Genomic DNA, 24,607 nt, shown 5'->3' on the forward strand with positions numbered 1-24,607 from the left:
GGGTGGCTTTTTTTGTGCCTAATTTCGCGTTACTTTGGTCCTGATTGGTTATCTCAATTGCCATGGCTAAACATAGGCCGCTACGGCGGTTGATTCGTAGCCTTTGGTATGCCTGCCTTCGTTGGGCGAAATGTGATTGTGTTGACTTGAGTGCTGCGTTTGCTTATTACACACTGCAGTCGATCTTCCCTATTCTGCTGATTTCGTTATCGATTGCCTCATGGTTTCTTGGTCGCCAAGAGGTATTAGAGAGGCAGATTATTGCTTATGCAAGCGGGGTTTTGCCTCCATCGGCAGTGGTGATTGTGCAAAATACGCTGATGCAGTTAGTCCGTCAGGGCTTTGGTGCTGGTTTGTTAGGTGCTGGTGTGTTGTTACTGACTGCTGGGAATGTGTATCTCACCTTGCAACGTGGATCTGAACGGCTATGGGATGGTGTAATCGCTTCGCAACAACGAAACTTGCCTTTCAAGCTTCAAGCGGCCCAGTTTATTCGTAATCGGCTTGAAGCCTTCTTTGTGGTGATATTAATAGGACTTCTAATTGTTCTTGATCAGCTCAGCGCCAATGTGCGAATGATTCCAACGGCTGCTTTAACTGAGCTTTCGCTTGCGATCCCTTGGCTTGGTGGATTCCTTTCTCGTATCCCGGTTCTGCAATTTGGTCGGTTGATGGTTCCATTCCTGGGATTCTCTGCTGCAGCTTTATTGCTTCAATTTTTGCTCCCAAGTCGTCGAGTTCCTTTTAAGCCGCTCATACCAGGTGCATTATTGATTGGTTTTTGTCTTACTGTTCTTAATCTTGCCGTTAGCCGAAGCATTCTTTCGCTAGGCGCTCGTTTTCAGGCCTATGGCGTGATCGGGAGTGTTCTTGTTCTTACCTTATGGGTTTGGATGGTGGGTGTTGTGATTTATTTTGGACAATGTTGGAGTGTTGAACTTGCGAAGGCTTCTGTCAGACATGGCAGGGATCCGAACAGATCGAGCCATGCTTGAAGGCAAAAAAGCAGCGATTATGAATGCATCGTTTGTTTGGAGTGTTGATTAATGGGACGTTTCCCTCCACTCCTTTGGTTGCTTCTGTTGGCTCTGTTGCTGCTGCCTACGGCAGCAGGTCGTGTTTTGCTGGATTTGGCGGGAGGCCTCCTCATCACCCTGCTTGCTCTACCCGTGCTCTTAGGTGGTTTGGGGTGGATCGGTTGGAAGGTGTTGCAGAGCCGGGTCAGAACATGTGAGGCCTGTGGTTTGAGCACGATGACAACCGATGCTCAATGCCCTGCTTGCGGATCTCCGCTCCCTTCCCAGAAATCTGGGGCCTCCTCGGCGAAAGCGGTTGATGATTCCTTGCCTGCAAGCGACGTGACGATCGATATCAAAGCTGAGGACGTAGATCCTTAACGTTTTACTTGTTATCTTGTTCAGAATTGATCTTTATTAGCTTGCGTTCCCGTAAATAGAGGAAGAGTGGGCCACCGCAAGCAAAGGAAACACTGACGCTCACAATCAAAGCAATCCACCAACCCTTGATCTGTAGCTTTCTGCCTTCGCTAATGATCCAGATGCTAAAGGCTGATGCAGCAATTAAAAGGTCCCTATTTAAAGAGCGGGATGCAGCATTGATATTGGCATCTTGGATAAATGTCTGAAGATCAAATCCACCACCAGGATTCATTTGCATGAATTCGAGATTGGCTTGCCAAGGGAGGATGGCTCCAAGGATGGCTAGCAATAGGTAAACCCATGGAAGAGATTTATTCATGGTTGCTCGGGTCGAGAGTTCGTTCTTCCATAGTATTTGGATCGAGTTGCCTTACTGATTGCTCCACTTGGCTGAGAAGCAAGTCACAGCGATCCAGGTAAATCGAGGCCCGAGCATGATTTCTCTGTAGCTCGGCTAGGGGAATGGAATCGTCTTGTAATTGCCCAAGCAGCACATCAAGAGCCTGCAGAGCTTCTTCATAGCTGAGCTTCGAAGCATCCTCTCTCCAAGTGTCTTGTTCCGATGTGGTTGAGGGCTCAGATTTTTTGCGTGGCATGGCAGTTAAAGAGATGCTTTTGCGTCAGACGTTGCATCCGCTTGGATGGTTTTGGCGACGGCCTGAATCACGCCATCCTTGAGGCGGATTTGTACCTGTTCATTGGGGCTGATGTCATAAACGCTTTGCAGGGGGTGCCCCTTCGTTGTGTTGAGCATTGCAAAGCCCCTATTGAGCCATCGTTGAGGGGAGAGTGCGCATAACAATTGCTGGCGCTGTTGCCACTGATCTCGGCGACGTTGGACGCCGACAGCAGGCCTCAGTGCCTGGAGCAGCAGTTGTCGGTCTTTCAGTCGTGCGCTGGCTTGCTCTAATCGCCAGCGTTTGGATTCGCTCAGGCGGTTGCGTCTTTGAATGATTGTTTGTCGTGCAGACTCCTTGCTCGGCATCAGGGTGACCATGGCGGCTGTCGGCGTTGCTGTTCGATGGTCTGCTACGAGATCTGCAACGGTGAGGTCATCTTCATGTCCGATTCCTGTGACGACGGGAAGTGGGAAGGTGGCCAAACTGCGGCAAACGTCCGCATCATCGAAGACCATCAAATCTTCTCGACTCCCCCCTCCTCGGGCGATCACGATCGCGTCCAATCCGAGCTGCTGATGCTGTTGCGCGAGGCGACTGAGAACTCCGCAAATGATCGGCGCCACATCCCCCTGGACGGGAATCGGCACAACAACAAGCTCACTTAAAGGCCAGCGCTCTTCTGCTGTACGCAACATGTCTGCGAGGGCTGAGCTCGGAACGCTCGTGAGCACGGCGATCCGCTTGGGGTACGGCGGCAACGTGCGTCGCCGGCTTGGATCAATGATGCCCTCTTCGAGCAATTGTGCCTTGACCGTCTCAAACCGCCTCAGCACAGTGGTCAGGCTGGGCCTGATATCGAGAACCTGCACAGCCAGGCTTGCTCGTGCAGACCAGAAATTCAGCTTGCCAATCACGGTGACTCCGTCACCGTCGGCGGGGACAAAGTCCAATTGCTTTAATTTTGAGGCCCAGGCCACAGCCGTGATGCTCGCCTCACCATCGCTCAATGTGAGCCAGAGATGGCCTTTTTTGACTTGAGGCCTAGACGCTGTTGCTTGGATCACAAACCGAGGGGCAAACCCCCGTTCCAATAAAACCCCGATCGCGTTGTTGAGTTCGCGAACGGAATAGGTGGGAATCGATTCAGCGCTCAAGACGTTGGTATGCCAATCCCCAATAAATGCTCACGATGCCAGAGACGATGGTCAGGATGATGCCCCACGTCTGCTGAACCTGTGTCAATCCGATAGCGAGGAACACCAGCATGCTGCTCAACAGCCTGGCTCCCTCTCGGCGATTGCTAGCAAAGAAGGGAAGCATTGCCAACGACGCGAATCCGTTCAGTCTGGCCTAACGAGTGCTTGCCACAAAAAAGCCCCACCAAATATTTGATGGGGTTGATCACTAGAAACAAAGTCCAGCCTTAGCTGAATCAGCCGAGGCCGACTTGGGTCAAGATGCCCTGACCGGTGAGAAGCTCGGTGCCCAGACCGATGACGAAACCGAGCATGGCCAGGCGGCCATTCCATGTTTCAGCGAAATTTACAAAACCAAAGCGAGGTGCGTTGTCAGACATGTGAAACTCCGATACCCGTTCATCGTAACAAACCGTAGCGTTCTCTTGACTGTTTCATCGGATACGTTTATTGGGGCCGGAGAAGCGCTTCAGGATCGGGCTTTCCTTTTGGCCGTGGGCTCGGCTTTGGCTGGATCTTCTGGCCAGGGATGCTTTGGGTAGCGGCCGCGCATTTCTTTGCGCACTTGTTGATAGCTCCCATGCCAAAACCCAGCCAGGTCTCGCGTGCGTTGGAGTGGACGGCCTGCCGGCGATAACAATTCAATCGTCACGGGGAGTTGGCCATTCAAAACAGCAGGTCCCTCCAGGCCGCCAAACATTTCTTGCAGCTTGACCGACAGGACAATGTCGTCATTTTGATAGTGCAGGGCCGCATGGCGCCCCGAGGGGATGTTGATGTGGGTTGGTAGGAGCTGATCGAGTTGCTGCCGGTTCGACCAGGCGAGATCACCCCAAAGGGCTTCGATCAGTTGCTCTTCTTTGACGTCGTCCCAGCCCCTGCACCCCATCAGGATGTCTCCAATCCAGGCGTTGGGATTCTTTTCCAGATATTGGAGACTGCGTTGTGGCCATGGGGGTCCTAACTGTTGGTGGGCTAAAGCGAGACGACTACGAAGTTGCTCCGTACGTTGGCTCCAGGGCAGTGCCGACAGGCCTTCCTTGCTGAGTTGCTTGATCAAGACCTCACGACTTTGCTCGCAAGAGGCCTGTTGTTGGACCTGTCTCTCGAGCTCCAGCGCACCAAGCTGCAAGACCCGTTCCGCTCTGACCCGTTTGGTTTGCTCATCCCAAAGCACCCGTTCTTGCCAGTGACCGTTCTGATTTGCAAGCTCCCTAACCCATTGGAGTGACAGCGGCAGTGCTAGTCGGATCTTGGCTCGCGTGTCGCCGAGGTCAAGCTGGGCAATCGCGAGGGCTTCAGCGCCATCGAGCGGATCGCTGACCTGCAGCGCCGCACCGCGGCCTTGGCGAAGTAAAAATTGTCCCCGTTGTCCTGGACGGGCCATGGCAACCCATTCTGGAAAAGCTGTTGCAACCAGCTGCGCTGCGAGTTGCTCGTCTGTGGCCTCTATGCCTTGGGGGTCTTGCTCCTGCTCCAATTGACCGAGTTGTTGGAGCCATCGTCGGCTCTGATCGAGGACTGTTCTCAGGCGATCGGCTGCTGCACGATCCCCTGAAATCCGTGATGAGCTCCTCTGATCGCGAAGCAACTGCATGCGGGCCCAAAGATCGCTGCCGTGATTGTGATGGCTGAGCAGATCTCGCTCACTGAGGATGGCGGCGAGATCGGCTCCAACTTGTGGTCGACCCAAGGCCCGCGCTTGCAGAAGGAGCAATCCAAGGCGTGGATGGGCACCAAACCGAGCCAATTGCTGCCCGGTGTCCGTGGGGCGACCGTTTGGATTCAGCGCTCCAAGCGTAAGTAGTTGCCGTTGGCCTTCCTGAAGCGCGGCTCTCGGAGGGGCTTCGATCCAAGGCAAGGATTCGCCTAAACCAGCCCCCCAGAGTGCGAGATCCAGCACGGTGGGTTGGGGATCAGCGCGCTGCAATTCAGGAATGTCGTGAGCGGGCCGTCGTTGCTGTTCCGCAGGGGACCAAAGCCTGATGCAACGACCGGCGCTTTGGCGTCCAGCACGGCCGCGTCGCTGATCAGCGCTGGCCTGACTCGCTGGCACGGTGATCAGTCCCTCCATTCCGGTTCCAGGGTCAAATTGGGTGTGACGCGTCAGTCCGCAATCGATCACGAGGCGTACACCCTCCAGGGTGAGGGAACTTTCAGCGATGGACGTTGCCAAGATCACGCGTCCTGCCTGTGTGCGGTCGCAAGGCTTCAGGGCTCGCCCCTGCTCAGCCAGTGATTGCCTGCCATGCAGGGCGATCACCTCCCACTGGCTCATCAGGCTTGATGTGAGTAAACGCTGCCGGCAACGTTCGATCTCTCGCACTCCAGGCAGGAAAACCAAGACGGAGGGTGGATGATCGCCACCGCCTTGTGCGCTGGCCAAGAGGCTCATCTCCTGTTCAATCGCACGCAAGACATGTCCCTCGAGCCGTTCATTCGCTCGAGGCGAGAGGTGTTGCGTCTCCACAGGGAAGGCCTTCCCTTCGCTCGTGAGGACCTGGGCATGGGGCAATTGGGCGCGCAGGTTGGTGAGATCGAGCGTTGCCGACATCAGCAGCAGGCAAAGATCTGGCCTGAGTAGCTCCTGCGCTTCCCGAACCAAGGCAAGCGCTAACTCACTGTTTCGGCTGCGCTCATGGAATTCATCAAAGATCACGCAGTTGATCCCTGTGAGCTCGGGATCGTTTTGGAGTCGACGGAGGAAGAGTCCGTCCGTCATCGCTTCGATTCGCGTCCGAGAGGAGCGCTTTTGCTCGTGGCGCACGGAATACCCCACACGCTCCCCAAGTGGTTCCTGCAGGCTGATCGCAATCCTGGTGGCAGCAGCCCTTGCCGCTAGCCGCCTGGGCTCAAGCATCAAGGTGCGTCCGCTCAGAGGCTGCGTCCCGGCAATCTCTCCAAGCAGTGCCAAGGGCACCCGGGTTGTCTTGCCGGCACCCGGTGGTGATTGCAATAAAACCGTGGCACCTGGAACAAGACTGGCTCGCAGTCTTGGCAGTAAGGGATCAATCGGGAACTCGCCCAATGACTCTCGACCTTCAGCTGAAGAAATTGATCATCCCAAGGAGCAAAATGCTGCTGAGGGCCCCGAAGGCAGCCAAGAGGCGCACGAGAGGACCAAAGCGAACGGGAATCGAGGCCATGAAGAAAACCTTAAGGCCGAGTGCAATCCAGTTTTAGCGGAGCTCCGGAAGGATTCTCGCCCCCTGGTTGCAGTGCTTCACAACTTCTCCAAACCAGCGGTCAGCGGCGGTCAGCGAATGTGCCGTGCGCCGTCAACCGGGTGGTATTCCTCCCCCGTGAGCTCTTCGTAAACGATGGCGGGAAGCCCTGTTTCGAACATGGTTTGAAGCGCCTCCTTGAGATAAGGGTTCCAGCCGCCCGTGCTGACATCGCCATGACGCACGGTCCAGTCCCAGGTGCCTTGTAGGTCGCGTGGAATGCGCCCTTCCCGATCGCGGCGCGCCACCAAATCCAACGATTCCACCAGTCCCACCTGAATGGGGTCTTTCCCGTAGGCAGGAGTCAGGCTGAGCTCAAGCCGAACAGGATCTTCTTTCAAAAGCCTTAAGCGAAAGCGGGGCGGCAGTTTCACGGATTTGATTACCGCAGCCACAATCCGTGTTCGTTGGTCCACCTAGGAGTCCCTCTCTACGAGTCAATCGGACAACTCAAGCAGTTGCCATTAACCCAACCTATTCACCGGGCTTCGAAGTGGGATTGGGTGGTTCACTATCTCCGCCAAAACGCACAGTCAAAAGATCCTCTTCGGTGAGGCGTCCCTCTCCGTCCAGGAGTTCTGGATGAATCGTGAGGCGTCCTGTTCGGTCGAGGTTCTCAGCGACCAGCGGTTTGCCAGCAGCACTGAACCCGCGTCCCATCACGCGAAAGGCTTGCCACAGGAGGAGGATGAAGATCAGTCCATAGATCAGGGGAAACAGGCTGCTGAGCATGGCAATCACCGCAGAAATCGGAGATGGGCCGAACCATCCCATTCATCATCGCTCTTTTTGGATGAACGGATGCTGATTGGCAGAACCCTGGTCGCATCCAGTCATGAAATCGTTGGAAATGGGTCTGTCTTTCTAGGGATTCAATGCCTACGGTCACGGTGACTCAATTCATGAAAGAAATCGCGTCCATGGCGGTGTCTAATCCTTTGCTCCCATTGGTTTGTGCTGGTGCGTTGGCATTCCCAGGGATGTTGGTCCAGCCGCCGCGAGCCGTTGCCTCCGCTGCCTTGCCGGCCGTCGCCCCGACGTCGTTCGTTGCCCAAGCTGTCGCCCGCAGTGGACCGGCTGTGGTCACGCTTGACACGCAGCGAACTGTCCGGACGGCAGGTGGGAGTGGGCTTCCGCGGAGCTTGATGGCGGATCCATTCCTGCGTCGTTTCTTTGGGCTGCAAGCTCAAGCGGCTCCGCGTTCAAGGATCGAGCGCGGGCAGGGCAGCGGCGTGATTTTTGATGAACAAGGTTTGGTTTTGACCAACGCGCATGTGGTGGAAAATGCGGATCGGGTGATGGTGGGACTGCCTGATGGCAGGCGCGTTGCTGGTCGGGTGATTGGTCAAGACTCGCTGACCGACTTGGCCGTCGTGCAGTTGGAAACAAAGGGGCCATGGCCCACGGCGCCCTTGGGAAACTCCGATCGTCTTCAAGTGGGGGATTGGGCGATCGCTGTGGGAAATCCCTTTGGTCTTGAAAACACTGTGACGATGGGCATCGTCAGCAATCTCAATCGCAACATGTCGCAATTGGGAATTTCTGGAAAGCGTCTTGATCTCATCCAGACAGACGCTGCGATTAACCCTGGTAATTCGGGTGGCCCATTGTTGAACGCCCGTGGCGAAGTGATTGGAATCAATACCCTTATTCGCTCAGGACCAGGGGCCGGCCTCGGTTTTGCAATCCCCATCAACAGGGCACGGTCGATTGCCAGTCAGCTCGTCAAGCAGGGAAGGGCCAGCCATCCGATGGTGGGTGTGGGCCTTTCAACGGTTCCTGCCCCCAGGCCAGGAATGACGGCTCCTCCTGGAGCCGTGATCCGATCCGTCGTACCTGGTGGCCCCGCCGATCGTGGAAACCTGCGCGTCGATGATGTGATCGTGTCGATCGGAGGTCAATCGATTAGCAATCCTGCTGAAGTTGTTTCGGCGATTGATCGCCACGGGGTTGATCGACCTCTAAAACTTGACGTTATGCGTTCTGGTGAACGGATTACGCTTTCAATTACACCTGTTGAGATGACATCTTTGCGTCAATAATCATCTCTTCGTTTGAAACTTAGCTGTCTGTGTCTTTGAGCTGTTCTACGCAGCGTGTGATGCATTCCCCATCGTCGAGGGAGCAGGTTGTGATGCACTCGAAGTAGGTCTCAACCGCATCCCACGTCTGTCCATGCTCAGTGCTTTCAGCCATGGCTGAAGGTGTTCCTGCGGCAGTGACATGAAGTGAATGGGTGCTGTTCATGGCCGACCGGGGATCAGTGATGTCAGCCTATCCACACCGTTTGAACTGGTAAAGGGAAATGAGTCTTCCTGCCTAGCCAAGTGTGAAGTTTCGTCTTGCGATTGCCGAGAAGCCTTGCTACGCAGCGTTCTTTTTGCGGGAAGCGCGCTGTTTTTGCTTTTCGTTGTTTGCTTTTCGTTTGGCTTCTTTCTCTGCAATCAGCTGTTTTGCCTCTGCTTCGGCTTTTTCTTCGGCCTTTTTATCTTGGTAGTAAGCATAATTTCCGCGATAAATCACGAGTTCGCCATCGCGAATCTCCACGATCCGGTTGGCCACACGTGAGATGAAGTAACGGTCATGCGATACCAATAAAGCGGCTCCTTCGTAGGCGCATAGTGCGTCTTCAAGCATCTGTTTGGCAGGGATGTCGAGATGGTTTGTGGGCTCATCGAGAACTAGCAAATTGCAAGGGCTCAGCAACATCAGTGCAAGAGCTAGGCGTGCTTTCTCCCCACCACTCAGTTGGCCGACATCTTTAAAAACACTGTCGTTGCTGAAGCAGAAACTCCCAAGCAATGAACGCACCTGTGTTTGCGTCCAATCAGGAACGGCTTCGAACATGGTCTCGATCACCGTCTTGCTGAGATCAAGGGCTTCTGCCTGGTTTTGTTCGAAATAGCTAGCGACGATGTTGTGTTCCCCGAGCCTTGCTGACCCTTCATCAGGCGTTTCGACCCCCATGATCAAGCGCAGCAGGGTGGATTTCCCGGCTCCGTTGGGACCGACAAAGGCGATCCGATCACCTCTCTCGATTTCGAGCTCAGCATCCATGAAAAGGATGTTTTCCCCGTAGCTGTGCGTCATGTTCTCGATGACAGCCACCTGAGCACCGGATCGTGGTGCTGGAGGAAAGCGGAAGCTGGGACCACTCACTGACTCAATCGGGGCCTCAACCCGCTCCACCTTGTCCAGCTGCTTCTCCCTGCTTTTTGCCTGGGTGCTGCGCGTCGCACTCGCGCGGAAGCGATCGATGTAGGCCTGTTGGGTTGCGATCTCTTTTTGCTGCCGTTCAAAAGCGGCTTGTGAGGCTTCTTGCTCGAGTGCTTTTTGCTCCAGGTGTGAGGTGTAATTTCCCCAGTAAGCCCTTGATACGCCTCGCTCTGTGCTCACAATTTGATTACACACACGATCCAGAAATGTCCGGTCATGACTGATGACGACCAGGGCCGCCTTTTGTTCGATGAGATACCCCTCGAGCCACTGAATCGTTTCGACGTCGAGATGGTTCGTTGGCTCGTCTAAAAGCAGCAGATCAGGGTCTTGCAGGAGGATTTTTCCCAGAGCCAAGCGCATTTGCCAGCCGCCGGAGTAGTCCGAAACCAGCCGGTCTGCCTCCTCCAGCTTGAACCCGATGGTGGGGAGAAGTTTGTCGATGCGTGCATCGAGTTCGTAGCCATGCAGACCTTCAAATCGGGTCTGCAGTCGCCCTAGTTCGTGAATGAGCTCATCGAGGTGATCGGGGTCTGCCGCAGCTCGGTCTGAGCCCATCTCCAATTCAACTTTTTTTTGTTTGCCCAGCACGATGGCGGCCTCACCAAAGGCTTGAAACAGCTCTTCTCGCACCGTGCGGCTGGGGTCTACATCGAATTCCTGCTGCAGGTAAGCGATCCTTGGCTCGCCCTGCTTCACGATTTGGCCACTGCTGGCCTCTTCCATGCCAGCGATCAGCCGAAGCTGGGTTGACTTCCCTGCCCCATTCACTCCAACGAGGCCGATCCGGTCTCCGGGTTTGACCTCCCAGGTCACATCCCGTAGAACTTCTCCGGTGGGATAAATCTTGCCGACTCGCTCAAGTCGCAGCACGGAGGGGAGGCAGGGAAAACCCATCATCCCGCGTCGGGGTTTCCAGGCAGACTGCTTGAGCTGGGAGCAGGCTCAATGCGACGACTGGAGCAGGTCACGGCCCTTGTGGTGGCAGCCGGTCTGGCCGTGATTAGTTATTGGTTGTTTTTCAGTTGGGCCGGAGGGGGAGGGGTGCGCGAACGCTCGGCCCCCAAGCCAGCGTTAGCGCCCTCTGGTCAATCCATGCCGTCCAACGACGCGACGGAAGCCGCTGCGGTCAAAGCCCTCCCCTCGCCTTGATCAGCCATTGCTTTGTGATCTCGTCATCGAGGCTATTGAGGTGATCCTTCACCTCTTGAAGCGTGACAGGCAAGTTGAGTTGATTGCCGATTTCGCAGATGGAGTCGAGGGCTCCTGAGGGATTTTGAAGTGCCTGTCTGAATAACCCCTTGCTCAGGTCTCGATCATTCTCAATGCGTGCGTAGAGAGCAGCTGCGTTGGACATGATCGTGATGCTTCTGACGAAACCTTATTCACACCATCGCGAACTGCCATCCCATTGCGAAGCCGCTGCCTAGGCAGCTTGGTCGAGCTCCGTTGCCTTCAAGCCTGAAGCTGAGGCGTCTTCCATGCTGCGGGCATCCATGCAAAGCACTTTGCGTAGCTGGGCGTAGTTGGCAGCTTGTGAGCGGCGTCCATCTTGAACGGCGCCGTATTCAGCGCGTTGGAGCACATGATGAAGGTGGGTGAGCAGGTAGGTGCTGATGACAGCTGAGACCAGCACTTCGCTGTTCTCAGGGGTTCGGCTTGGGCGCCGTGTCTTACGACGCTCGTCTCCTTGACGGTTTGTTTTACGCGTGACCGGCTTGCTACGGCTTGGTAGCTGGGGGGGGCTGACGTCGGGGCTTTTGGAATGGGTCATGGCACTCCTGGGATGGGGCGGCCGAGGGCCTGGCCTGCAGTTGGATCAGGGATCTGATCAATGACAGCAGCATAGTGCTGGATACTACCCTTGCGCATCTCTGTACACTTTTAAGTAGCTCTGCCTCTTTCTGGGTCGTGGCCACTCGCCAAAATTCATCCAGTGGGAAGCCAAAGTCACCGCGCATTCAGGTGGTGCTCCCCGAAGAACTTTGCCTCCGCTTGACGGCCTTGGCTGAGGATGAATCGCGCACGGTCAGCAACATGGCCAAGGTGTTAATTCAGCAAGGGGTTCAGCGATACGAGCAGGGAGGTGACAGGCAGGTGGCAGCGCCTCGTGCGGACGCGCATCAGTCGTCAACAGAGCAATTGCGCAATGCTCTTGAGTCGAAGCAAACCGGTCGGCTACGGGGCGCACCGCGTCGGGTCAGGCTTCACCGTCCGAATTAACTCAGCTCCGAATTAACTCAGGCCCGAATTTTTAAGCCTGAATGACTTCTTCCAAACGCCCAGGCCGTTTGGGGCTACGCGCTCAAGCTGGATTGACCCGGACTCCGAGGACGGCCTCATGCTGTGCACCCGTAATCGCTGGCGCATTTCCTGGAAATCCCAAGTGATGCCACCACGCCAAAAGAGCAAACACCATGGCTTCTCGGCTCTGGCTGGGAAGTTTTAGCTCGTCGCTACGACGAAGTCTCAGTCCCCGGCAGCGTCTGTTGAGTTCTCGCATCAAGGTGTGGTTTTTGCTGCCACCGCCAGCGACCAAAAGCTCGATGGGGAGGGGATGGTTCTGGTCGGAGAGCTTGTGTAAGTCCTGCGCTACGACAGCGGCTGAGAAGGCTGTAAGCGTTGCGATTTGATGGGCAATGGCTTGTCCCTGCATGTCCTGAAGGCGTCTTGTTAGGTCGGCGCGCCCAAACAATTCACGTCCCGTGGACTTGGGAGGGCTGAGCTGGAAGTACGGCTCAGCGAGCCAGCGGAGAATCAACGCTTCATCGCAGTGACCCTCCGCCGCAAGGCGGCCGCCCTGGTCGCAGCTTTGCTTCCCTTGGCTGAATTGCTCCATCGCCAGGTCGATCAAGCTATTGGCAGGCCCGCAATCCCAGCCCCTCACGGGTTGGAGCCGATCAGGGCCTGTGCCAGGTGGAATGAGGGTGAGATTGGCGATGCCACCCAGATTGAGCAAGGCTCTCCAGCCATTGGTTCGTCCCAAAAGGGCTGCATCCGCTTTGGGAACCAGGGGTGCCCCCTGGCCTCCGAGGGCCAGATCAGCAGCCCGAAAGTCGAAGATCACAGGGCGATTCAGCAGCTGTGCCAGCAGGGGGCCTTGCAACATTTGCCAGCTCGTTCCGTGCAGACGTTCGCCCGTTTCGCTGCTTTCTGGCGGACGATGCCAAAGGGTTTGGCCATGACAACCCACCAGCTCTGCCTGCCCTTCTGGATCGCACTGATGAGCTGCTGCGGCCTGAATCTTGGTGATGGCTTCGGAAAGATCGAGGAGAGAGGACGCGGTGGTGGCTTCGCCTTGCCCTACGGCCAAGATCCGTTGCCGCAGGGAGGTTGGGTAGTCCAGCGATGCTGACCGCAGCAGGGTCCAATGGGGATGGTCGGCGGCCCCCGAGAGCTCGACCAGGACAGCATCCACGCCATCGGCGCTTGTGCCGCTCATCAGCCCGAGAACACGCATGCTTCAGGTTTTTGGCAGCTCTTGGAGATCGTCGGTTAAACCCATCACCACGAGGACATGCCCGTCTTGAAGGACGTGGGATGCCGGTGGGTTGACCATGAGCTCTTTTGCGGGACCTGCCGCAAGAACGTTCACCCGAAAATTCTTGCGCAGGTTGAGGTCTCGAAGCGAGCGCCCCACAAATCGGCCTGGCACCTTGATCTCTTCAATCGAATGATGCTTATCGAGCTCCAGTCGCTCCATCAGGTTGGGTCGTACCAATTCCACGCCCAGGCGTTCTCCCTGCATTCGGGAGGGGAACACCACTCGATCGGCTCCCACGCGCTTCAGCATTTTTTCGTGCAAGTCGCTGGTGGCTCGTGCAATCACGCGACGAACCTTGCTCCCTTCACTGTCTTTGGCAATCAAGGTGGCCGTGATGCTGGCTTCGATGGGTTCGCTGATGGCCACGACCACGGTTTCCATATCGAGGATCCCCGCCTCACGAAGCGCTTCTTCATCGGTGCAGTCCACAATGCGAGCTTCGATCGATGGCTCGAGTTGGCGGAGTTCCTCGATGGCCTTCGAGGAGCGGTCGACAGCAAGAACTTCAGCACCGTTTTGCATCAGTTCCTTGCAGACAGCACTCCCAAAACGCCCCAACCCCACAATTCCGAAGCTTGAAGGCTCTGCCTGGTTGGCCTGGGACCAATGCCACCACTCCCTCACTGCACTGCTCCCTGGGATCGGTGATCAGACATAGAGATCCTCGCGGGGATAACCAACGCGATTCTCGCGCTGCAGATGCCCTCGGTTAAAACTTTCCCAGATGGCGCTTAAAAGCAAAAGAATGCCCAGCCGTCCCACAAACATGCCCATTACAAGCACAAACTGACCAAAAGGCGCCAGTTGGCGCGTGACGCCTAGATCCAAACCAACGGTGGCAAAGGCAGAGATGCAGGTGAAAACCAGCTCAAGGAAGGTGAACGGTTCTTCTCCACTGAGATTGCTGCTTAAGGCCAATAACAGAGCCATCCCCAGCACAAACAGCAGGGAGGCAACGGTGATGCTCAAAGCGCGCAACACGACTTTGTCGGAGATCTGTCGATGGCGAATCACCACATCGTTGTGACCGCGCAGGGTGGAGCGGGTAGCGGCCATCAGGGCTGCCACCGTTGTGGTTTTGATCCCACCACCTGTTCCACCTGGACTCGCACCGATGAACATCAGGGTCATCACCAACAACAGGCCTGAATCGGAAATGCTGTTCAAAGAGAGGGGCACCGTCGTGAATCCAGCGGTTCTTGAACTCACCGATTCAAAAAGGGCGCTCATTAAGCGTTCGCCCAACCCCATCCCTGTGAGCGCATGGCCCCTCGAGAGTGATTCCGTCAGCATTAATCCCAAGGTCCCGATCAGGATAAGAAGACCAGAGGTGCGCAGCACGAGGCGCGTGTGCAGGCTGAGATGACGCCGTCTAAGCCGTTGGCGATTGCTCCATAGGTCATTGGTGACACGCCATCCGAGACCGCCCAGAACCACCAACACCATGATTACGGCGTTCACCGTGCTGTTGGTGCGGTAGGTCTCAAGACTGTCGCTCCAGAGGCCAAAACCGGCGTTGTTGTAGGCCGAAATGCTGTGAAAGAGAGCTGCCCAAAGCCGTTCGCCTCCAGGAGCAATGTCTGTGAAGCCAAAGGCATAGAGCAGGAATGCTCCAACCAAGATCAGCACCACAGCAGTGAGCGTAATTCCTCGAAAGGTGCTGCCTACGCCCCCTACCCCAAACTCATCGAGGGTTTGACCACGATCGAGGCGCCGCCGAAGAGCGGTACCGCGAACCACAAAGCCTTGCAGGAATGTGGTGACCGCCATCAATCCCAGGCCCCCGACCATGATCATCATCGCCAGCACGATCTGGCCAGGGCGGGTCAGATCTTCGCGGATGTCGATGACCGAAAGCCCCGTCACGGTGACGGCTGATGAGGCAGTGAAGAAGGCTTCCCACAAGCCCACTCTCGGACTTGAACAGAGTGGGGTATCGAGAAGCAAGGTGCCGGCTGCGATCACAAGCAGCCCTGTCACAACGGTGAATTGGGGGATCGTGAGGCGGCGGTACCAGGCCTGAGTGCGGTGAATGGCGTAAGGAATTGGCATGGCGCTCACCTGCCTCCCGGTGGCAGGACTATCCAGGCAGGACTCTTGAGCATCAGCATTTGGCCAGGGCGTCGTACGGCCAAGCCCAGAGGGGCCAGGGGGAGGAGGGGGTTGGCCTGCTGATGACGATCGATGAGCTCAGCCATGATTGAGATCAGCCATGGTTTAGATCAGCCATGGTCGGGTAATGCCGTCTGTTGGGTGAAGGGTTCAGGGGTAGTTGCGTCGTCCCAGAACTGCTTTTCCAGCCAGTTTCGCAGACCTTTCAATCCCGTACCCTCCTTGGCTGATAGGTAGATCACATCCGGCTCGAGAGTGCGAATTGCCTCGATCGCTGAAGCCTCGCAACGGTCGATTTGATTGGCCACCACTTTGCGCAGTTGGTCACAGCTGAGGCCATCCAACAGTTGATGGACGGCCTCCAGTTGTGATTGCCAGTCGGGGTCTGCGAGATCCACAACCAGCAGTAAAAGATCGGCCTCGCGTGTTTCTTCCAACGTGGCTCGGAAAGCTTCCAGCAGTGGTTTGGGAAGTTCACGAATGAACCCCACGGTGTCGGTGATCAGCACCTCCTTCGGGGCCGCTGATGTTTGGGGAAGGCTGAGTCTTCGTGTGGTGGGGTCAAGGGTGGCAAATAACTTGTTCTCCGCTAAGACCTCAAGCCCTGGATTGCGGCAGCACAGCGCATTTAAAAGAGATGATTTGCCAGCATTCGTGTAACCAACAAGGGCGACGCGAGGGACGCCGTCCCTGCGGTCGCGCAACCGGGCGCGATGGGCGCCTAGCTGGAGCAGGGAACGCCCGAGATGTTCGATGCGACGGCTGATGGCTCGCCGATCCTTTTCCAATTGGGTTTCACCGGGTCCGCGCGTGCCAATGCCTCCCCCTTGACGCGAGAGGCTGAGGCCGCGGCCCTTCAACCTCGGGAGTCGGTAGCGCAATTGAGCGAGCTCCACTTGAAGACGTCCAGCCGCGCTCGCCGCTCGCTGGGCAAAAATGTCCAGGATCAACTCACTGCGATCCATGACTGGGCAGTCGATGAGTAACTCCAGATTCCTGGCTTGAACGGGAGAGAGTTCCCGATCTGTGATCACGAGGGTGGCTTGATGGCGTCTCGCTTCGAGCGCCGCCTCTTGTAGTTTCCCCGTGCCCCAGAGGGTTTGAGGGTTGGGTTGTCCCTGCCGCTGCCGGCAGACAGCAACGGGTAGTGCACCTGCACTACGAACGAGCCCCTCCAACTCAGCCAGATCCCTTTCGCTCCGCTGGGCGTCAGCACCGGTGAGGATGAGCAGCAAGACCCGCTCTTGCACGTCCGCGGGAGCCGTTGTTGGTCCAGGGGAATCAAGGCCCTTTGTAGTGGCTGGGGCTGGACGGTCGCATAGCTCCTTGAGCGTGCCAAGGGCCGCTTGATGCCAGCCGGAACGATCTCCTGGATCTGGTTGCCAAAGCGAAGCCAGATGCCCTCCCCCTGTGGAGGGCGATGCTTGAAAGCGAAGCCAGGTGTCGGGTTTGAGGTCAAGGGCGACGACGGCATCTCTGCCATCGGGCTTCAGGTCCGTCCCCGCCTTGCCTTGCAGGCTGCTGATCAACCTCCAGCGTCGCTTGATCCGTCGTGGCCCTCCAGGTAGATGGCTGCGCAGTTGATCCGATTCGCTGAGGGGCCCAACCCAGAGCAGTCGGCAGAGTCCCCGCTCATCGACGATCAAGTGCAAGGGCTGTTTTAACTCCAGCACCAGCTCAGACAGTCGCTCCAATGTGAGCGGATCGGCGCCGCTCTGGCCGGGGTGCCTCCTCTGACTGAGACGCTCAAGCTGTCGATGCAGTGATGGGCGTAGGCCATTGGTTCGGCCTGCTAGGTGAGCCTGCTTCAAGAATGAACCAGCCAGGCGCCTGCTGACCTCAAGCCCAAGGAGAGTCCAGGCATTCGGGCAAGGTATGTGAGTCGCCGCATCCGGTAGGCAAGAGGACCGGCGAGGGTGAGTCCCATGCCCGTAATCGAAGCATCCCCGATGCCAAGACTGAGCATCTCGCCAAGATCCTGAAAGTGAAAACCGGGGACAGGCTTGTCCATTCGAATCGCCTGAAGCGTCCTGGCTGCCGCCGTCCCTTGCTGAAGTGCTGCTTGCGCAGAGCGGGGCCAAGGGGTCTCTGCATCGTTATGACAAGCGACATCCCCGAGGACCAGCACATTCGGGTCCGTCGTTAGCTGCAACCCTTCATCAACACAGAGCAGTCCTCGCTCACGGGGAGGGGTGGGGGTCAGGGGGGGTAGCACCGGTTTGGTCCCTGCCGTCCAGATCAAACCGTCGTGGGTGAGAGATTGGGGACGATCATTTTTCAGTAGCTGGACGGCATTGGCCGATACGGAGGTCACCCGCGTGTTGAGGTGACGATGGACGCCCCGTTGATCCAGGGCCTTTCGTGCTTGTTCGCGATTGAAGGCTCGAGATCGTGAGAGAACGCTGTCCCCCAATTCAACGAGGTGAATGCTGGCTGATCCATCCAGCATGTCGCTGAGTTTGCAAGCCAATTCAACCCCTGTTGCTCCCGCACCAACGATGACCAGTGCCCCGTCTTTTGAGGGTCGGTTGCGGAGGCTGTGAACGCGTTCTTTAAGGAGAGGGAGATCCGCAAGAGAATGGAAGGTCAGGGCATGCTCCTTGACGCCTGTAATTCCAAAGTCGTCTGGCTCAGAGCCAGTGGCGAGCACGAGCTGGCTGTATTTGAGGACTTGGCCGCGGCTCGTTTGTAGAGATTTCTGGGCCGTATTGATCGATGTCACCCGATCATCCAGGTGGGGTATGCGCCGCCCCTGGAGAAGGCTTTCGTAGCTGGGAGCCACCTCCCAGCTCTTCATTTCGCCGCTGAGGAGTTCGTAGAGAAGGGGTAAAAAGAGAAATTGATGGCGCGGTTCAATCAGCAATAACGGAGGCCGAGGCCGTTGGTTACTGAGCGCTAAAGCTGTTGTCAGACCTGCAAAACCACCTCCCACAACAATGATTGGATCGTTGTGCATGGTGGTGTCAGAAGTCAGAACTTCAGGGGGGTTTTTGAAACCATAGACATGACACCATGCCCCTCGGCGTTGGAAGATGGAGAGATGAGGGATGTCTCCACCTCCGAGAACCAGCCTGTCGTTGCCGCTGGCCCTAAGGCTGATGCGGGGGAACTTCAACAAGCGCGTCTGCAGCTTGAGCCGTTGGATGCGCGCGGAAGACTGTTGTGGGCGCATGAGCAATTTGGCTCGGGTTTTGCCCTAACCACGAGCTTCGGCATCCAAGCCTCTGTGTTGCTCCATTTGTTGAGCGGGATGGATCGAGGCGGAGATATTCCAGTGATTTGGGTGGATACCGGCTATCTCCCTCCGGAGACCTATCGCTACGCCGAGGATCTTCGCCAACGCTTCGATCTGAATCTCCACATCGCGCAGTCCCCATCGTCTGCAGCTCGGATGGAGGCGCTTCATGGCCGCCTTTGGGAATCAGGCGTTGTTGAGGACATGGAGCTGTACCTCAAGATCCGTAAGGTTGAGCCCCTCGAAGAGGCGATGCATCGTCTTCAGGTGTCTTGTTGGGCCAGTGGTGTGCGCCGTGCGCAGACGGACACTCGCCGGGGAATGACGGCGCTCGATCCGATTCGCGGTCGCTTGTCCCTGAGACCCCTTTTGGAGTGGACCTCACGAGATGTCTTTTATTACATGCAGGAGAACGATCTTCCTCAGCATCCCTTGTTTGAAAAGGGGTATTCCACCGTTGGAGATTGGCATTCCAGTGGCCCTGATGGGCTGGAGGCGACGGGGCGAGACACGCGCTTTGCTGGTTTGAAGCAGGAATGCGGCATCCACGTGCCAGGTGTTATGGGTGATGGCATCTAGCGAGGATTTCCCATCCCGCTGCCTGCTGATTGGAAACAGCCGCTGGCACTGGGCAGAGCAGAGCGGCACGTCTCGCTGGGTCTATCAGCATGAGATTGCGGCCCCAGAGGCGTTGGATTCTCCTAGCGATCTCATGGCCTGGGCTGCTGTGGGGCCGATCCCACAGCATCCTTGTTTGCAGTCCAGCCGACGCTTGAACTTGGCTGACATCCCTCTTCAGGGGATTCCCCCGTGGTTAGGAATCGATCGAGCGCTCGCTGGATGGGGCGCTTGGCGTGCCAATGAAACGCGTGTCGGCGTTCTTGTGGTGGATGCAGGCACGGTTCTCAGCCTCACCAGAATCTCTGCGACGGGATCGTTTTCTGGTGGGTTGTTAGCGGCTGGTTATGGCTTGCAATTGCGCGCGATGGCTGAGGCCACAGCAGGTTTGAACGTGACCTCTCCCGTGGGCCTCGATCCCGAAGACGCGAAGCCTTTCCCTTTCGAGACCCAAGCGGCGATGCGCTCTGGCGCGCAACAAAGTTTGGTGGGTCTCATCCGTCAAGCTCATGCCCAAAGCCCTTGGCCGATTTGGCTTTGTGGAGGAGATGCTCCCCAATTACTCCCGAACCTTCAGGAGCAGTTGGGGATAGAGGTGTTTCATGCACCGAACTTGGTGATGGAGGCGATGGTCGAGCTGGTCAGCTGATGCCGAGGTCACTGAGGACTTGATCGGCCATGGAATCAGATTTCACTTTTCTGTAAATCAATTCCAACCGTCCTTCGGCATCGATGACGAAGGTGTGTCGCATCATTCCCATGGATTCGCGACCCATGAACTTTTTCAGTCCATAACTTTCAAAACTGCTGGCCACTGGGCACGGTTCCGCATCACTCAACAGCGTGAAGGGCAACTCCTGCTTGGCGATGAAGCGCGTATGGGAGGCCGCGTTGTCTTTGCTGATTCCTAAGACGTGAATTCCATGGTCCTTGAAGGACGACCAGCGATCTCGGAAGTTACAGGCTTCTTTCGTGCAACCAGGGGTGGCGTCTTTGGGATAGAAATAGATCACCACGCGCTGCCCCCGCAAGGAGGCCAGGTGCACAGGTTCTCCATTTTGGTCAGGAAGTGTGAAATCAGGCGCGAGATCGCCGATCTGCAGAGTCATGGAGGAAGGCTTCAACCGGAGCGGAAGCGTAACCGTGCTGTGGCTTGGACCGGCTTCCTCAAGGGCCCTTTGCGTGTCGGATCAGGAACAAGCCTGGGCCTGCGACTTGGGCAAGACGCGTCAGCAGCGTTTTCTTGGTTCCCGTGCCTGGATGCGTTCTTGCCTGAGTGATTTATGGGGAGTGGCCCCGCAGGAGATCCCCTTGCATGCTCCTCCAGGTGCGCCGCCATCGCTTCATTCCGGTTGGGGATTTGTCAGCCTCAGCCACAGCAAGGGATCGGCGTTGATGGCCTGGTCTTCCGCCCCCGTTGGCGTTGATTTAGAGCGATTGGATCGTCCGTTCGCTTCGGAAGCACTGATGAGCCGTTACTACGCAGCGAGCGAGCAGCGTCGTCTGAGAGGCCTTCCCCACCAAGCCTTTCACCAGGCTGTTTTGAAGTATTGGTTGATCAAGGAAGCTGCGATTAAGTGGCAACGGGGATCTTTGGCTCAGGATCTGTCGCACTGGGTGGTTGCGGCCGATGAGTTGAGTGCAAGCCATCGGGGCCGTGGTCTTCAGATCGCAGCGCACTGTCACCAACTGGGGCCCTGGGGCCTGGCGATCGTGTCAGCTTGCGAACAGAACTTGATTGGCGCAAGGGTCTGCCTAGGTTGAAATCTCAATCGGGATCGGGATCCTATTTGGCGTGACGCAAGCTTGGATGCGATCGATTCCCACCGTGGTGGCAGCCCTTCTTTTGGCTGGTTTGGGCTTGATCGCGACCAGCCAAAAGCGGGTGTTTTCTCCCGGGGCCCCTGGCCTGCCATCGGATGCGCGTGTTGTGCAGCAGCTGGATGATCAAGAAGCAACCTTGAATCAACGTCGCCAAGCCGAAACCTTGCTGACAGCATTCGTTCGCGGCCAGCTCGCCAGCTTTTACTGGGGACAATTTGCGTCATCACTCGTTGATCTCGGGTTGAGCAGCGATGAGGCCTTGGATGTTCGTGTTGAGACAAAAGGCCGCAGCACGCGCCTATGGCTGACCCCCAAACGTGGACGTGAAAGCTACGTTGCGATCGTCCATTTCAATGGATCCAAGCTCGTTCGACTGCAATGTCGAGGTTTAACGCCTGTTTCTTCTGAGCAGAAATCTGCTGCCTGCCCCGAAGGATGGAGGGCGTTTGAGATCCCAGAAAGTTGATTTTTGCTCGATTTAAAGCATTAATAGCCCGAGAGTCGTGAGTCTCGATTTAATACCTATAGTGCATTGGTTCTAATAGTGCGCACTGAGGACAGTTTCTTGTACTGGACCCAGCATTTTTGTTGGCAATCCATTTTCCTGCGACTAAGTTTTGAGTGATGTCTATAACTCAATCGTCCGTGTTCACCCGTCTTGCAGCTGGCGTTCTCGCCGCCGCTTCTCTCACAACTCTGGCTGTTGCCGCCGAAGCCGCTGAGCGCCCTGTGCGCTGGAAAACCGGTGGTGCTGTTTGGTCCACCAAGTCTTCAGCTTTCAAAACCTTCTTCGCTGACGGTGAAATCACCGATCGCGGCCTCCAAGGTGGAATCAACAATTCCGGTTGGACCGCAGAAGAAATCCAAGAGGGCATGACCCGTTCTTACGAGGTTGACCTCGTGGGCGTTTCCCGTTTCCTCTACTCCAGCGACGGCGTTGCCTTCCTGCAGGATCAGACCAAGAGCTACTACCCCTACTGGAGGAAGCAGGAGACAGCCGTTGTTGCTCTCCGCTCCGCCATCATCCTCGATGCTGCTGACGGCCAGATCTCTTCTGCCGGCATCCTTAATGGTCTCCCCGTTGATTTCGCTCTGGCTGACAACGGTGCTTCTGACGGTTCCCAGAACGTCTGTAAGGACGGTCTTGATGGCGCCCAGGCCACTTCTCTGATGTCTTGGTACGTCTTCCTGCCCGCTTGTGTGCAAGCCAAGCAGATCCTTCCTGCTGCTCCCGCTCCTCGCGCTGCTGCCCCTGCTCCCGTTCGCGGCCTCTGGTGATCGAACGGCTTCGGCCAATACAAGCCTCGGCAATGCCGGGGCTTTTTTTTTGGGTTTTTACGAGGATGAGGACGACGACATCGTGCAGGCCAACCGCTGATGGATCAGGGGTTGTGGCAGTGTCCCGCCCCGTTTTGTTTGCAGGAGCTGCTGAAGGGTGCTGAGCACGGTCTCGGGCTGGCTGCAGCGATTGAGCAGAGATCGATAGGGACGGTCCTCTCCTAGCCAGCGTTTCAGAAGACGTTCATCAATGGGGAGGGATAGGGATTCCTGCCATTGCTCCGTGATGACGGATTGAGAGAGCTGTTCGAGCTGCATTTGTACGAGCTGGTCAAGCTGCTGGTGGACCAGCCACTGTTGCTCCTTTTCGATCAGTTCCGATAGAGCTTCGCTGGATCCCGGGCATTGATCTGAGAGCGCTGCCGCTGGACCGATCGCTGTTTGGCTGAGAAGGACGTGCAGCTGAGCCGTTGGTGAGAGCTTCAATTTGAGTTGCTGCCAAAACTCTGGAGATTCGATCCAATCGCGATCTTCACTGCTAAATCGCCCACCTACAACTTCGAATTGCCACTCTGGAGGAAGCTCCTCCAGCGCCTTGGTCCCTCCCGTGAGGAGTTGGGGGCGATGGAGCGGATCCAGCAGCTCTACCTGTGCTTCAAGTCGGGTCCGCTCTTCAGCGCTGCTGCACAGGATGGTGACGCTCCCCTCTTGCACCGCATTGAGTGGACCGAGGGCCCAGAGCAGGGATCGTCCCCCGAGCACCAGCACCCGGTCGGTGCGTTGAAAGGTCACGGCGGCCCACAGTCGCTGCTGCAGATCTTGCAAGCGTTCATCGTTTTGGGCGAGCTGTCGATGCAGCCAGCGCTCCATTTCAGGCAGGTCAGGACCACTACTAAGAAGCAGCGGGTGGGTTTGGGCCGCTTCTGCTGCGACGGCAAGTTGTGCAGCCCGACGTTCGAGCATCCTTCCTCGCCGCTCTCCCTCCCACCCCTGCTTGCTCGGAGTCCAGAACACTTCTCCCTGCAGCGCATCGGGAAGGTAATTCTGGGCGACCCAATGCTCTCTGTAGGCGTGGGGATAGCGATAACCCTTTCCATCGCCGAAGGCTTCACCATCGCGATGGGCATCGCGGAGGTGGCTTGGCACGCTCTGGTTCTGAGTTTTGCGCACAAGCCGGATGGCTTCGAACAGTCCCATCGTGCTGTTGCTTTTTTCGGCGCAGGCCAGATAAAGGGCTGCCTGGGCAAGCGGGTAAAGCCCTTCTGGCAGGCCGATGCGTTCGAAGGCGGCTGCGCAGGCTTCGACAACGACCACCGCTTGGGGGTCGGCCAGACCGATGTCCTCTCCCGCTGCAATCAACATCCGTCGAAAGATGAACCTTGGGTTTTCCCCTGCCTCCAACATTCGAGCCAGCCAAAACAGGGCCGCGTCCGCATCGGAGCCCCTCAGCGATTTGATGAAGGCGCTAATGGTGTCGAAGTGGGCATCTCCCTGTTTGTCGTAGAGCACAGCTCGCTCTTGAATCGACTCCTCGGCGATGGTCAAATCAATCTCGATCGTGGCGTCTGGGTCGCTCGACGTTGTGCTTTCCACCGCCAGCTCGAGGGCATTGAGAAGGCTGCGCGCGTCACCGTTGGCCACATCCACCATGTGGGATTCGGCTTCGGGAGTGATCGTGATCGAACGATGGCCATAGCCCCGCTCTTTGTCGTGAAGGGCTCGATGGAGCAATTGACGTAGATCGTTGGCTTCCAGGCTTTGAAGTCGAAACAGACGCGACCGACTGACGAGGGCTTTGTTGACTTCGAAATAAGGGTTTTCTGTGGTGGCCCCGATCAGGGTGAGAGTGCCGTTCTCAACCCAAGGGAGGAGCGCATCCTGTTGAGCACTGTTGAAGCGATGCACTTCATCGATGAACAGGATGGTTCGCAAACCATGCTTCTCCAAGCGCCCCTTGGCGGCATCCACTTGCTCACGTAGGTCCTTAACGCCGGCGAGAACAGCATTCAGGCTGCTGAACTGCGCCCGGGTGTGGGTCGCAATAATCCTGGCCAGGGTTGTCTTTCCGACGCCAGGCGGTCCATGCAGGATCAGGTTCCCCACTCGGTCTGCGGCGATCGCCCGGCGCAGCAAACGGCCTTCGGCGAGGATCGCGTTTTGGCCGGCAAATTCCTCGAGGGATGTGGGTCTTAAACGGTCAGCTAAGGGCGCCTGACGCCGCCTTAGCTCATTGCCGCGGTGGCTGAACAGATCTTCAACCAACCGACCAATCTCCCCTCAACGGACTTCGTGTATGGATTC

30 protein-coding genes are annotated in these 24,607 nt (G+C 56.8%); 10 read left to right on the forward strand and 20 right to left on the reverse strand.

Annotation, left to right across the window (positions count from 1 at the left end):
* Positions 1–62 precede the first annotated feature (62 nt).
* Together DXY38_RS02490 and DXY38_RS02495 are read left to right on the forward strand one after the other, a co-directional pair.
* Positions 63–995: a YihY/virulence factor BrkB family protein gene (locus tag DXY38_RS02490; RefSeq protein ID WP_115070353.1), complete on the forward strand. Its 933-nt coding sequence runs from the start codon at positions 63–65 to the stop codon at positions 993–995.
* A 51-nt stretch (positions 996–1,046) separates the two neighbouring features.
* Positions 1,047–1,397, forward strand: coding sequence for a hypothetical protein (locus tag DXY38_RS02495; protein ID WP_006854539.1), 351 nt, complete (start codon positions 1,047–1,049; stop codon positions 1,395–1,397).
* A 4-nt stretch (positions 1,398–1,401) separates the two neighbouring features.
* On the opposite strand, the gene DXY38_RS02500 is transcribed toward DXY38_RS02495, so the two are convergent.
* The 8 genes from DXY38_RS02500 to DXY38_RS02530 all read right to left on the reverse strand — a co-directional run bounded on the left by DXY38_RS02500 (position 1,402) and on the right by DXY38_RS02530 (position 7,211).
* Positions 1,402–1,758, reverse strand: coding sequence for a DUF2834 domain-containing protein (locus DXY38_RS02500; RefSeq protein ID WP_115070354.1), 357 nt, complete (start codon positions 1,756–1,758; stop codon positions 1,402–1,404).
* Positions 1,751–2,035, reverse strand: a complete 285-nt coding sequence (xseB, locus tag DXY38_RS02505) for an exodeoxyribonuclease VII small subunit (RefSeq protein ID WP_115070355.1) — start codon at positions 2,033–2,035, stop codon at positions 1,751–1,753. The genes DXY38_RS02500 and xseB overlap by 8 nt, the downstream gene beginning before the upstream one ends.
* 5 nt (positions 2,036–2,040) lie before the next feature.
* The gene (gene xseA, locus DXY38_RS02510; RefSeq protein ID WP_115070356.1) at positions 2,041–3,213 is read right to left on the reverse strand and encodes an exodeoxyribonuclease VII large subunit; all 1,173 of its coding nucleotides are present in this window, start codon (positions 3,211–3,213) and stop codon (positions 2,041–2,043) included.
* Positions 3,203–3,385, reverse strand: coding sequence for a hypothetical protein (locus DXY38_RS13455; RefSeq protein ID WP_136988012.1), 183 nt, complete (start codon positions 3,383–3,385; stop codon positions 3,203–3,205). The genes xseA and DXY38_RS13455 overlap by 11 nt, the downstream gene beginning before the upstream one ends.
* A gap of 106 nt (positions 3,386–3,491) precedes the next feature.
* Positions 3,492–3,635, reverse strand: coding sequence for a chlorophyll a/b-binding protein (locus tag DXY38_RS02515; protein WP_006854534.1), 144 nt, complete (start codon positions 3,633–3,635; stop codon positions 3,492–3,494).
* An 89-nt stretch (positions 3,636–3,724) separates the two neighbouring features.
* Positions 3,725–6,283 carry an ATP-dependent helicase HrpB gene (gene hrpB / locus DXY38_RS02520; protein ID WP_115070357.1) on the reverse strand — a complete coding sequence of 853 codons (2,559 nt, stop codon included), beginning with the start codon at positions 6,281–6,283 and terminating at the stop codon, positions 3,725–3,727.
* 228 nt (positions 6,284–6,511) lie between these two features.
* Positions 6,512–6,895, reverse strand: a complete 384-nt coding sequence (locus DXY38_RS02525) for a hypothetical protein (RefSeq protein ID WP_006854531.1) — start codon at positions 6,893–6,895, stop codon at positions 6,512–6,514.
* A gap of 58 nt (positions 6,896–6,953) precedes the next feature.
* Positions 6,954–7,211 (reverse strand): DUF2973 domain-containing protein, encoded by a 258-nt coding sequence (locus tag DXY38_RS02530; RefSeq protein WP_115070371.1) that lies wholly within the window; start codon positions 7,209–7,211, stop codon positions 6,954–6,956.
* 143 nt (positions 7,212–7,354) lie between these two features.
* On the opposite strand from DXY38_RS02530, the gene DXY38_RS02535 reads away from it, so the two are divergent.
* Positions 7,355–8,521, forward strand: a complete 1,167-nt coding sequence (locus tag DXY38_RS02535) for a trypsin-like peptidase domain-containing protein (protein ID WP_006854529.1) — start codon at positions 7,355–7,357, stop codon at positions 8,519–8,521.
* 19 nt (positions 8,522–8,540) lie between these two features.
* Here DXY38_RS02535 and DXY38_RS02540 read toward each other — a convergent pair whose 3' ends face one another.
* Positions 8,541–8,726 carry a hypothetical protein gene (locus tag DXY38_RS02540; protein WP_006854528.1) on the reverse strand — a complete coding sequence of 62 codons (186 nt, stop codon included), beginning with the start codon at positions 8,724–8,726 and terminating at the stop codon, positions 8,541–8,543.
* Positions 8,727–8,843: 117 nt separating this feature from the next.
* The gene (locus DXY38_RS02545) at positions 8,844–10,592 is read right to left on the reverse strand and encodes an ABC-F family ATP-binding cassette domain-containing protein (RefSeq protein ID WP_006854527.1); all 1,749 of its coding nucleotides are present in this window, start codon (positions 10,590–10,592) and stop codon (positions 8,844–8,846) included.
* A gap of 51 nt (positions 10,593–10,643) precedes the next feature.
* Here DXY38_RS02545 and DXY38_RS02550 point away from each other — a divergent pair, with 51 nt between their 5' ends.
* Positions 10,644–10,847, forward strand: coding sequence for a hypothetical protein (locus tag DXY38_RS02550; protein WP_115070358.1), 204 nt, complete (start codon positions 10,644–10,646; stop codon positions 10,845–10,847).
* Here DXY38_RS02550 and DXY38_RS02555 read toward each other — a convergent pair.
* Positions 10,825–11,052 carry a hypothetical protein gene (locus DXY38_RS02555; RefSeq protein WP_006854525.1) on the reverse strand — a complete coding sequence of 76 codons (228 nt, stop codon included), beginning with the start codon at positions 11,050–11,052 and terminating at the stop codon, positions 10,825–10,827. The genes DXY38_RS02550 and DXY38_RS02555 overlap by 23 nt on opposite strands.
* Positions 11,053–11,121: 69 nt before the next feature.
* A complete protein-coding gene (locus DXY38_RS02560; RefSeq protein WP_006854524.1) occupies positions 11,122–11,469 on the reverse strand; it encodes a hypothetical protein in 348 nt (115 codons plus the stop codon).
* A gap of 137 nt (positions 11,470–11,606) precedes the next feature.
* Here DXY38_RS02560 and DXY38_RS02565 point away from each other — a divergent pair, with 137 nt between their 5' ends.
* Positions 11,607–11,918 carry a hypothetical protein gene (locus DXY38_RS02565; RefSeq protein ID WP_115070359.1) on the forward strand — a complete coding sequence of 104 codons (312 nt, stop codon included), beginning with the start codon at positions 11,607–11,609 and terminating at the stop codon, positions 11,916–11,918.
* A gap of 82 nt (positions 11,919–12,000) precedes the next feature.
* Here DXY38_RS02565 and DXY38_RS02570 read toward each other — a convergent pair whose 3' ends face one another.
* Genes DXY38_RS02570 through DXY38_RS02590 form a run of 6 tightly spaced genes read right to left on the reverse strand, consistent with a single transcriptional unit; the run spans position 12,001 to position 18,307 of the window.
* Entirely contained in the window at positions 12,001–13,155 is a 1,155-nt protein-coding gene (locus DXY38_RS02570) for an anhydro-N-acetylmuramic acid kinase (RefSeq protein WP_115070360.1), read from the reverse strand.
* Between the two features lie 3 nt (positions 13,156–13,158).
* Positions 13,159–13,863 (reverse strand): TrkA family potassium uptake protein, encoded by a 705-nt coding sequence (locus DXY38_RS02575; RefSeq protein WP_038014555.1) that lies wholly within the window; start codon positions 13,861–13,863, stop codon positions 13,159–13,161.
* A gap of 24 nt (positions 13,864–13,887) precedes the next feature.
* The gene (locus DXY38_RS02580) at positions 13,888–15,291 is read right to left on the reverse strand and encodes a TrkH family potassium uptake protein (protein WP_115070372.1); all 1,404 of its coding nucleotides are present in this window, start codon (positions 15,289–15,291) and stop codon (positions 13,888–13,890) included.
* A 5-nt stretch (positions 15,292–15,296) separates the two neighbouring features.
* Entirely contained in the window at positions 15,297–15,437 is a 141-nt protein-coding gene (locus DXY38_RS13625; protein ID WP_170952829.1) for a hypothetical protein, read from the reverse strand.
* A 24-nt stretch (positions 15,438–15,461) separates the two neighbouring features.
* Entirely contained in the window at positions 15,462–17,162 is a 1,701-nt protein-coding gene (gene hflX / locus DXY38_RS02585; protein WP_115070361.1) for a GTPase HflX, read from the reverse strand.
* A complete protein-coding gene (locus DXY38_RS02590; protein ID WP_115070362.1) occupies positions 17,159–18,307 on the reverse strand; it encodes an NAD(P)/FAD-dependent oxidoreductase in 1,149 nt (382 codons plus the stop codon). Before DXY38_RS02590 ends, hflX begins: the two co-directional genes overlap by 4 nt.
* 48 nt (positions 18,308–18,355) lie before the next feature.
* Here DXY38_RS02590 and DXY38_RS02595 point away from each other — a divergent pair, with 48 nt between their 5' ends.
* Complete coding sequence (locus DXY38_RS02595; RefSeq protein WP_115070363.1) at positions 18,356–19,165, forward strand: phosphoadenylyl-sulfate reductase; 810 nt, start codon at positions 18,356–18,358, stop codon at positions 19,163–19,165.
* On the forward strand, positions 19,155–19,853 hold the full coding sequence (locus DXY38_RS02600) for a type III pantothenate kinase (protein ID WP_115070373.1): 699 nt from the start codon (positions 19,155–19,157) through the stop codon (positions 19,851–19,853). Before DXY38_RS02595 ends, DXY38_RS02600 begins: the two co-directional genes overlap by 11 nt.
* Here the strand turns inward: DXY38_RS02600 and bcp are convergent.
* Positions 19,846–20,313: a thioredoxin-dependent thiol peroxidase gene (bcp, locus tag DXY38_RS02605; protein WP_006854514.1), complete on the reverse strand. Its 468-nt coding sequence runs from the start codon at positions 20,311–20,313 to the stop codon at positions 19,846–19,848. The genes DXY38_RS02600 and bcp overlap by 8 nt on opposite strands.
* A 73-nt stretch (positions 20,314–20,386) precedes the next feature.
* On the opposite strand from bcp, the gene DXY38_RS02610 reads away from it, so the two are divergent.
* From DXY38_RS02610 to DXY38_RS02620, 3 genes are all read left to right on the forward strand, one after another.
* Positions 20,387–20,968 carry a 4'-phosphopantetheinyl transferase superfamily protein gene (locus DXY38_RS02610; RefSeq protein ID WP_115070374.1) on the forward strand — a complete coding sequence of 194 codons (582 nt, stop codon included), beginning with the start codon at positions 20,387–20,389 and terminating at the stop codon, positions 20,966–20,968.
* 31 nt (positions 20,969–20,999) lie between these two features.
* Positions 21,000–21,494 carry a hypothetical protein gene (locus DXY38_RS02615; protein WP_050802741.1) on the forward strand — a complete coding sequence of 165 codons (495 nt, stop codon included), beginning with the start codon at positions 21,000–21,002 and terminating at the stop codon, positions 21,492–21,494.
* Between the two features lie 158 nt (positions 21,495–21,652).
* Entirely contained in the window at positions 21,653–22,306 is a 654-nt protein-coding gene (locus DXY38_RS02620; RefSeq protein WP_115070364.1) for an alpha/beta hydrolase, read from the forward strand.
* Between the two features lie 57 nt (positions 22,307–22,363).
* On the opposite strand, the gene DXY38_RS02625 is transcribed toward DXY38_RS02620, so the two are convergent.
* Complete coding sequence (locus tag DXY38_RS02625) at positions 22,364–24,568, reverse strand: AAA family ATPase (RefSeq protein WP_115070365.1); 2,205 nt, start codon at positions 24,566–24,568, stop codon at positions 22,364–22,366.
* Positions 24,569–24,607: the final 39 nt, after the last annotated feature.

It is taken from the genome of Synechococcus sp. UW179B, assembly GCF_900474245.1.
Lineage (GTDB): Bacteria > Cyanobacteriota > Cyanobacteriia > PCC-6307 > Cyanobiaceae > Synechococcus_C.

What these genes read in the sequence shown, in the direction of transcription:
- DXY38_RS02500 (WP_115070354.1), bottom strand. Translation starts at nt 1,758, where the DNA reads ATGAATAAATCTCTTCCATGGGTTTACCTATTGCTAGCCATCCTTGGA.
- DXY38_RS02550 (WP_115070358.1), top strand. Translation starts at nt 10,644, where the DNA reads ATGCGACGACTGGAGCAGGTCACGGCCCTTGTGGTGGCAGCCGGTCTG.
- DXY38_RS02540 (WP_006854528.1), bottom strand. Translation starts at nt 8,726, where the DNA reads ATGAACAGCACCCATTCACTTCATGTCACTGCCGCAGGAACACCTTCA.
- DXY38_RS13625 (WP_170952829.1), bottom strand. Translation starts at nt 15,437, where the DNA reads ATGGCTGAGCTCATCGATCGTCATCAGCAGGCCAACCCCCTCCTCCCC.
- bcp (WP_006854514.1), bottom strand. Translation starts at nt 20,313, where the DNA reads ATGACTCTGCAGATCGGCGATCTCGCGCCTGATTTCACACTTCCTGAC.
- DXY38_RS02595 (WP_115070363.1), top strand. Translation starts at nt 18,356, where the DNA reads ATGACACCATGCCCCTCGGCGTTGGAAGATGGAGAGATGAGGGATGTC.
- xseB (WP_115070355.1), bottom strand. Translation starts at nt 2,035, where the DNA reads ATGCCACGCAAAAAATCTGAGCCCTCAACCACATCGGAACAAGACACT.
- DXY38_RS02590 (WP_115070362.1), bottom strand. Translation starts at nt 18,307, where the DNA reads ATGCACAACGATCCAATCATTGTTGTGGGAGGTGGTTTTGCAGGTCTG.
- DXY38_RS02530 (WP_115070371.1), bottom strand. Translation starts at nt 7,211, where the DNA reads ATGCTCAGCAGCCTGTTTCCCCTGATCTATGGACTGATCTTCATCCTC.
- DXY38_RS02600 (WP_115070373.1), top strand. Translation starts at nt 19,155, where the DNA reads ATGGCATCTAGCGAGGATTTCCCATCCCGCTGCCTGCTGATTGGAAAC.
- DXY38_RS02535 (WP_006854529.1), top strand. Translation starts at nt 7,355, where the DNA reads ATGCCTACGGTCACGGTGACTCAATTCATGAAAGAAATCGCGTCCATG.
- DXY38_RS02570 (WP_115070360.1), bottom strand. Translation starts at nt 13,155, where the DNA reads ATGCGTGTTCTCGGGCTGATGAGCGGCACAAGCGCCGATGGCGTGGAT.
- DXY38_RS02580 (WP_115070372.1), bottom strand. Translation starts at nt 15,291, where the DNA reads ATGCCAATTCCTTACGCCATTCACCGCACTCAGGCCTGGTACCGCCGC.
- DXY38_RS02555 (WP_006854525.1), bottom strand. Translation starts at nt 11,052, where the DNA reads ATGTCCAACGCAGCTGCTCTCTACGCACGCATTGAGAATGATCGAGAC.
- DXY38_RS02515 (WP_006854534.1), bottom strand. Translation starts at nt 3,635, where the DNA reads ATGTCTGACAACGCACCTCGCTTTGGTTTTGTAAATTTCGCTGAAACA.
- DXY38_RS02490 (WP_115070353.1), top strand. Translation starts at nt 63, where the DNA reads ATGGCTAAACATAGGCCGCTACGGCGGTTGATTCGTAGCCTTTGGTAT.
- DXY38_RS02495 (WP_006854539.1), top strand. Translation starts at nt 1,047, where the DNA reads ATGGGACGTTTCCCTCCACTCCTTTGGTTGCTTCTGTTGGCTCTGTTG.
- DXY38_RS02545 (WP_006854527.1), bottom strand. Translation starts at nt 10,592, where the DNA reads ATGGGTTTTCCCTGCCTCCCCTCCGTGCTGCGACTTGAGCGAGTCGGC.
- DXY38_RS02560 (WP_006854524.1), bottom strand. Translation starts at nt 11,469, where the DNA reads ATGACCCATTCCAAAAGCCCCGACGTCAGCCCCCCCCAGCTACCAAGC.
- DXY38_RS02620 (WP_115070364.1), top strand. Translation starts at nt 21,653, where the DNA reads ATGTCTATAACTCAATCGTCCGTGTTCACCCGTCTTGCAGCTGGCGTT.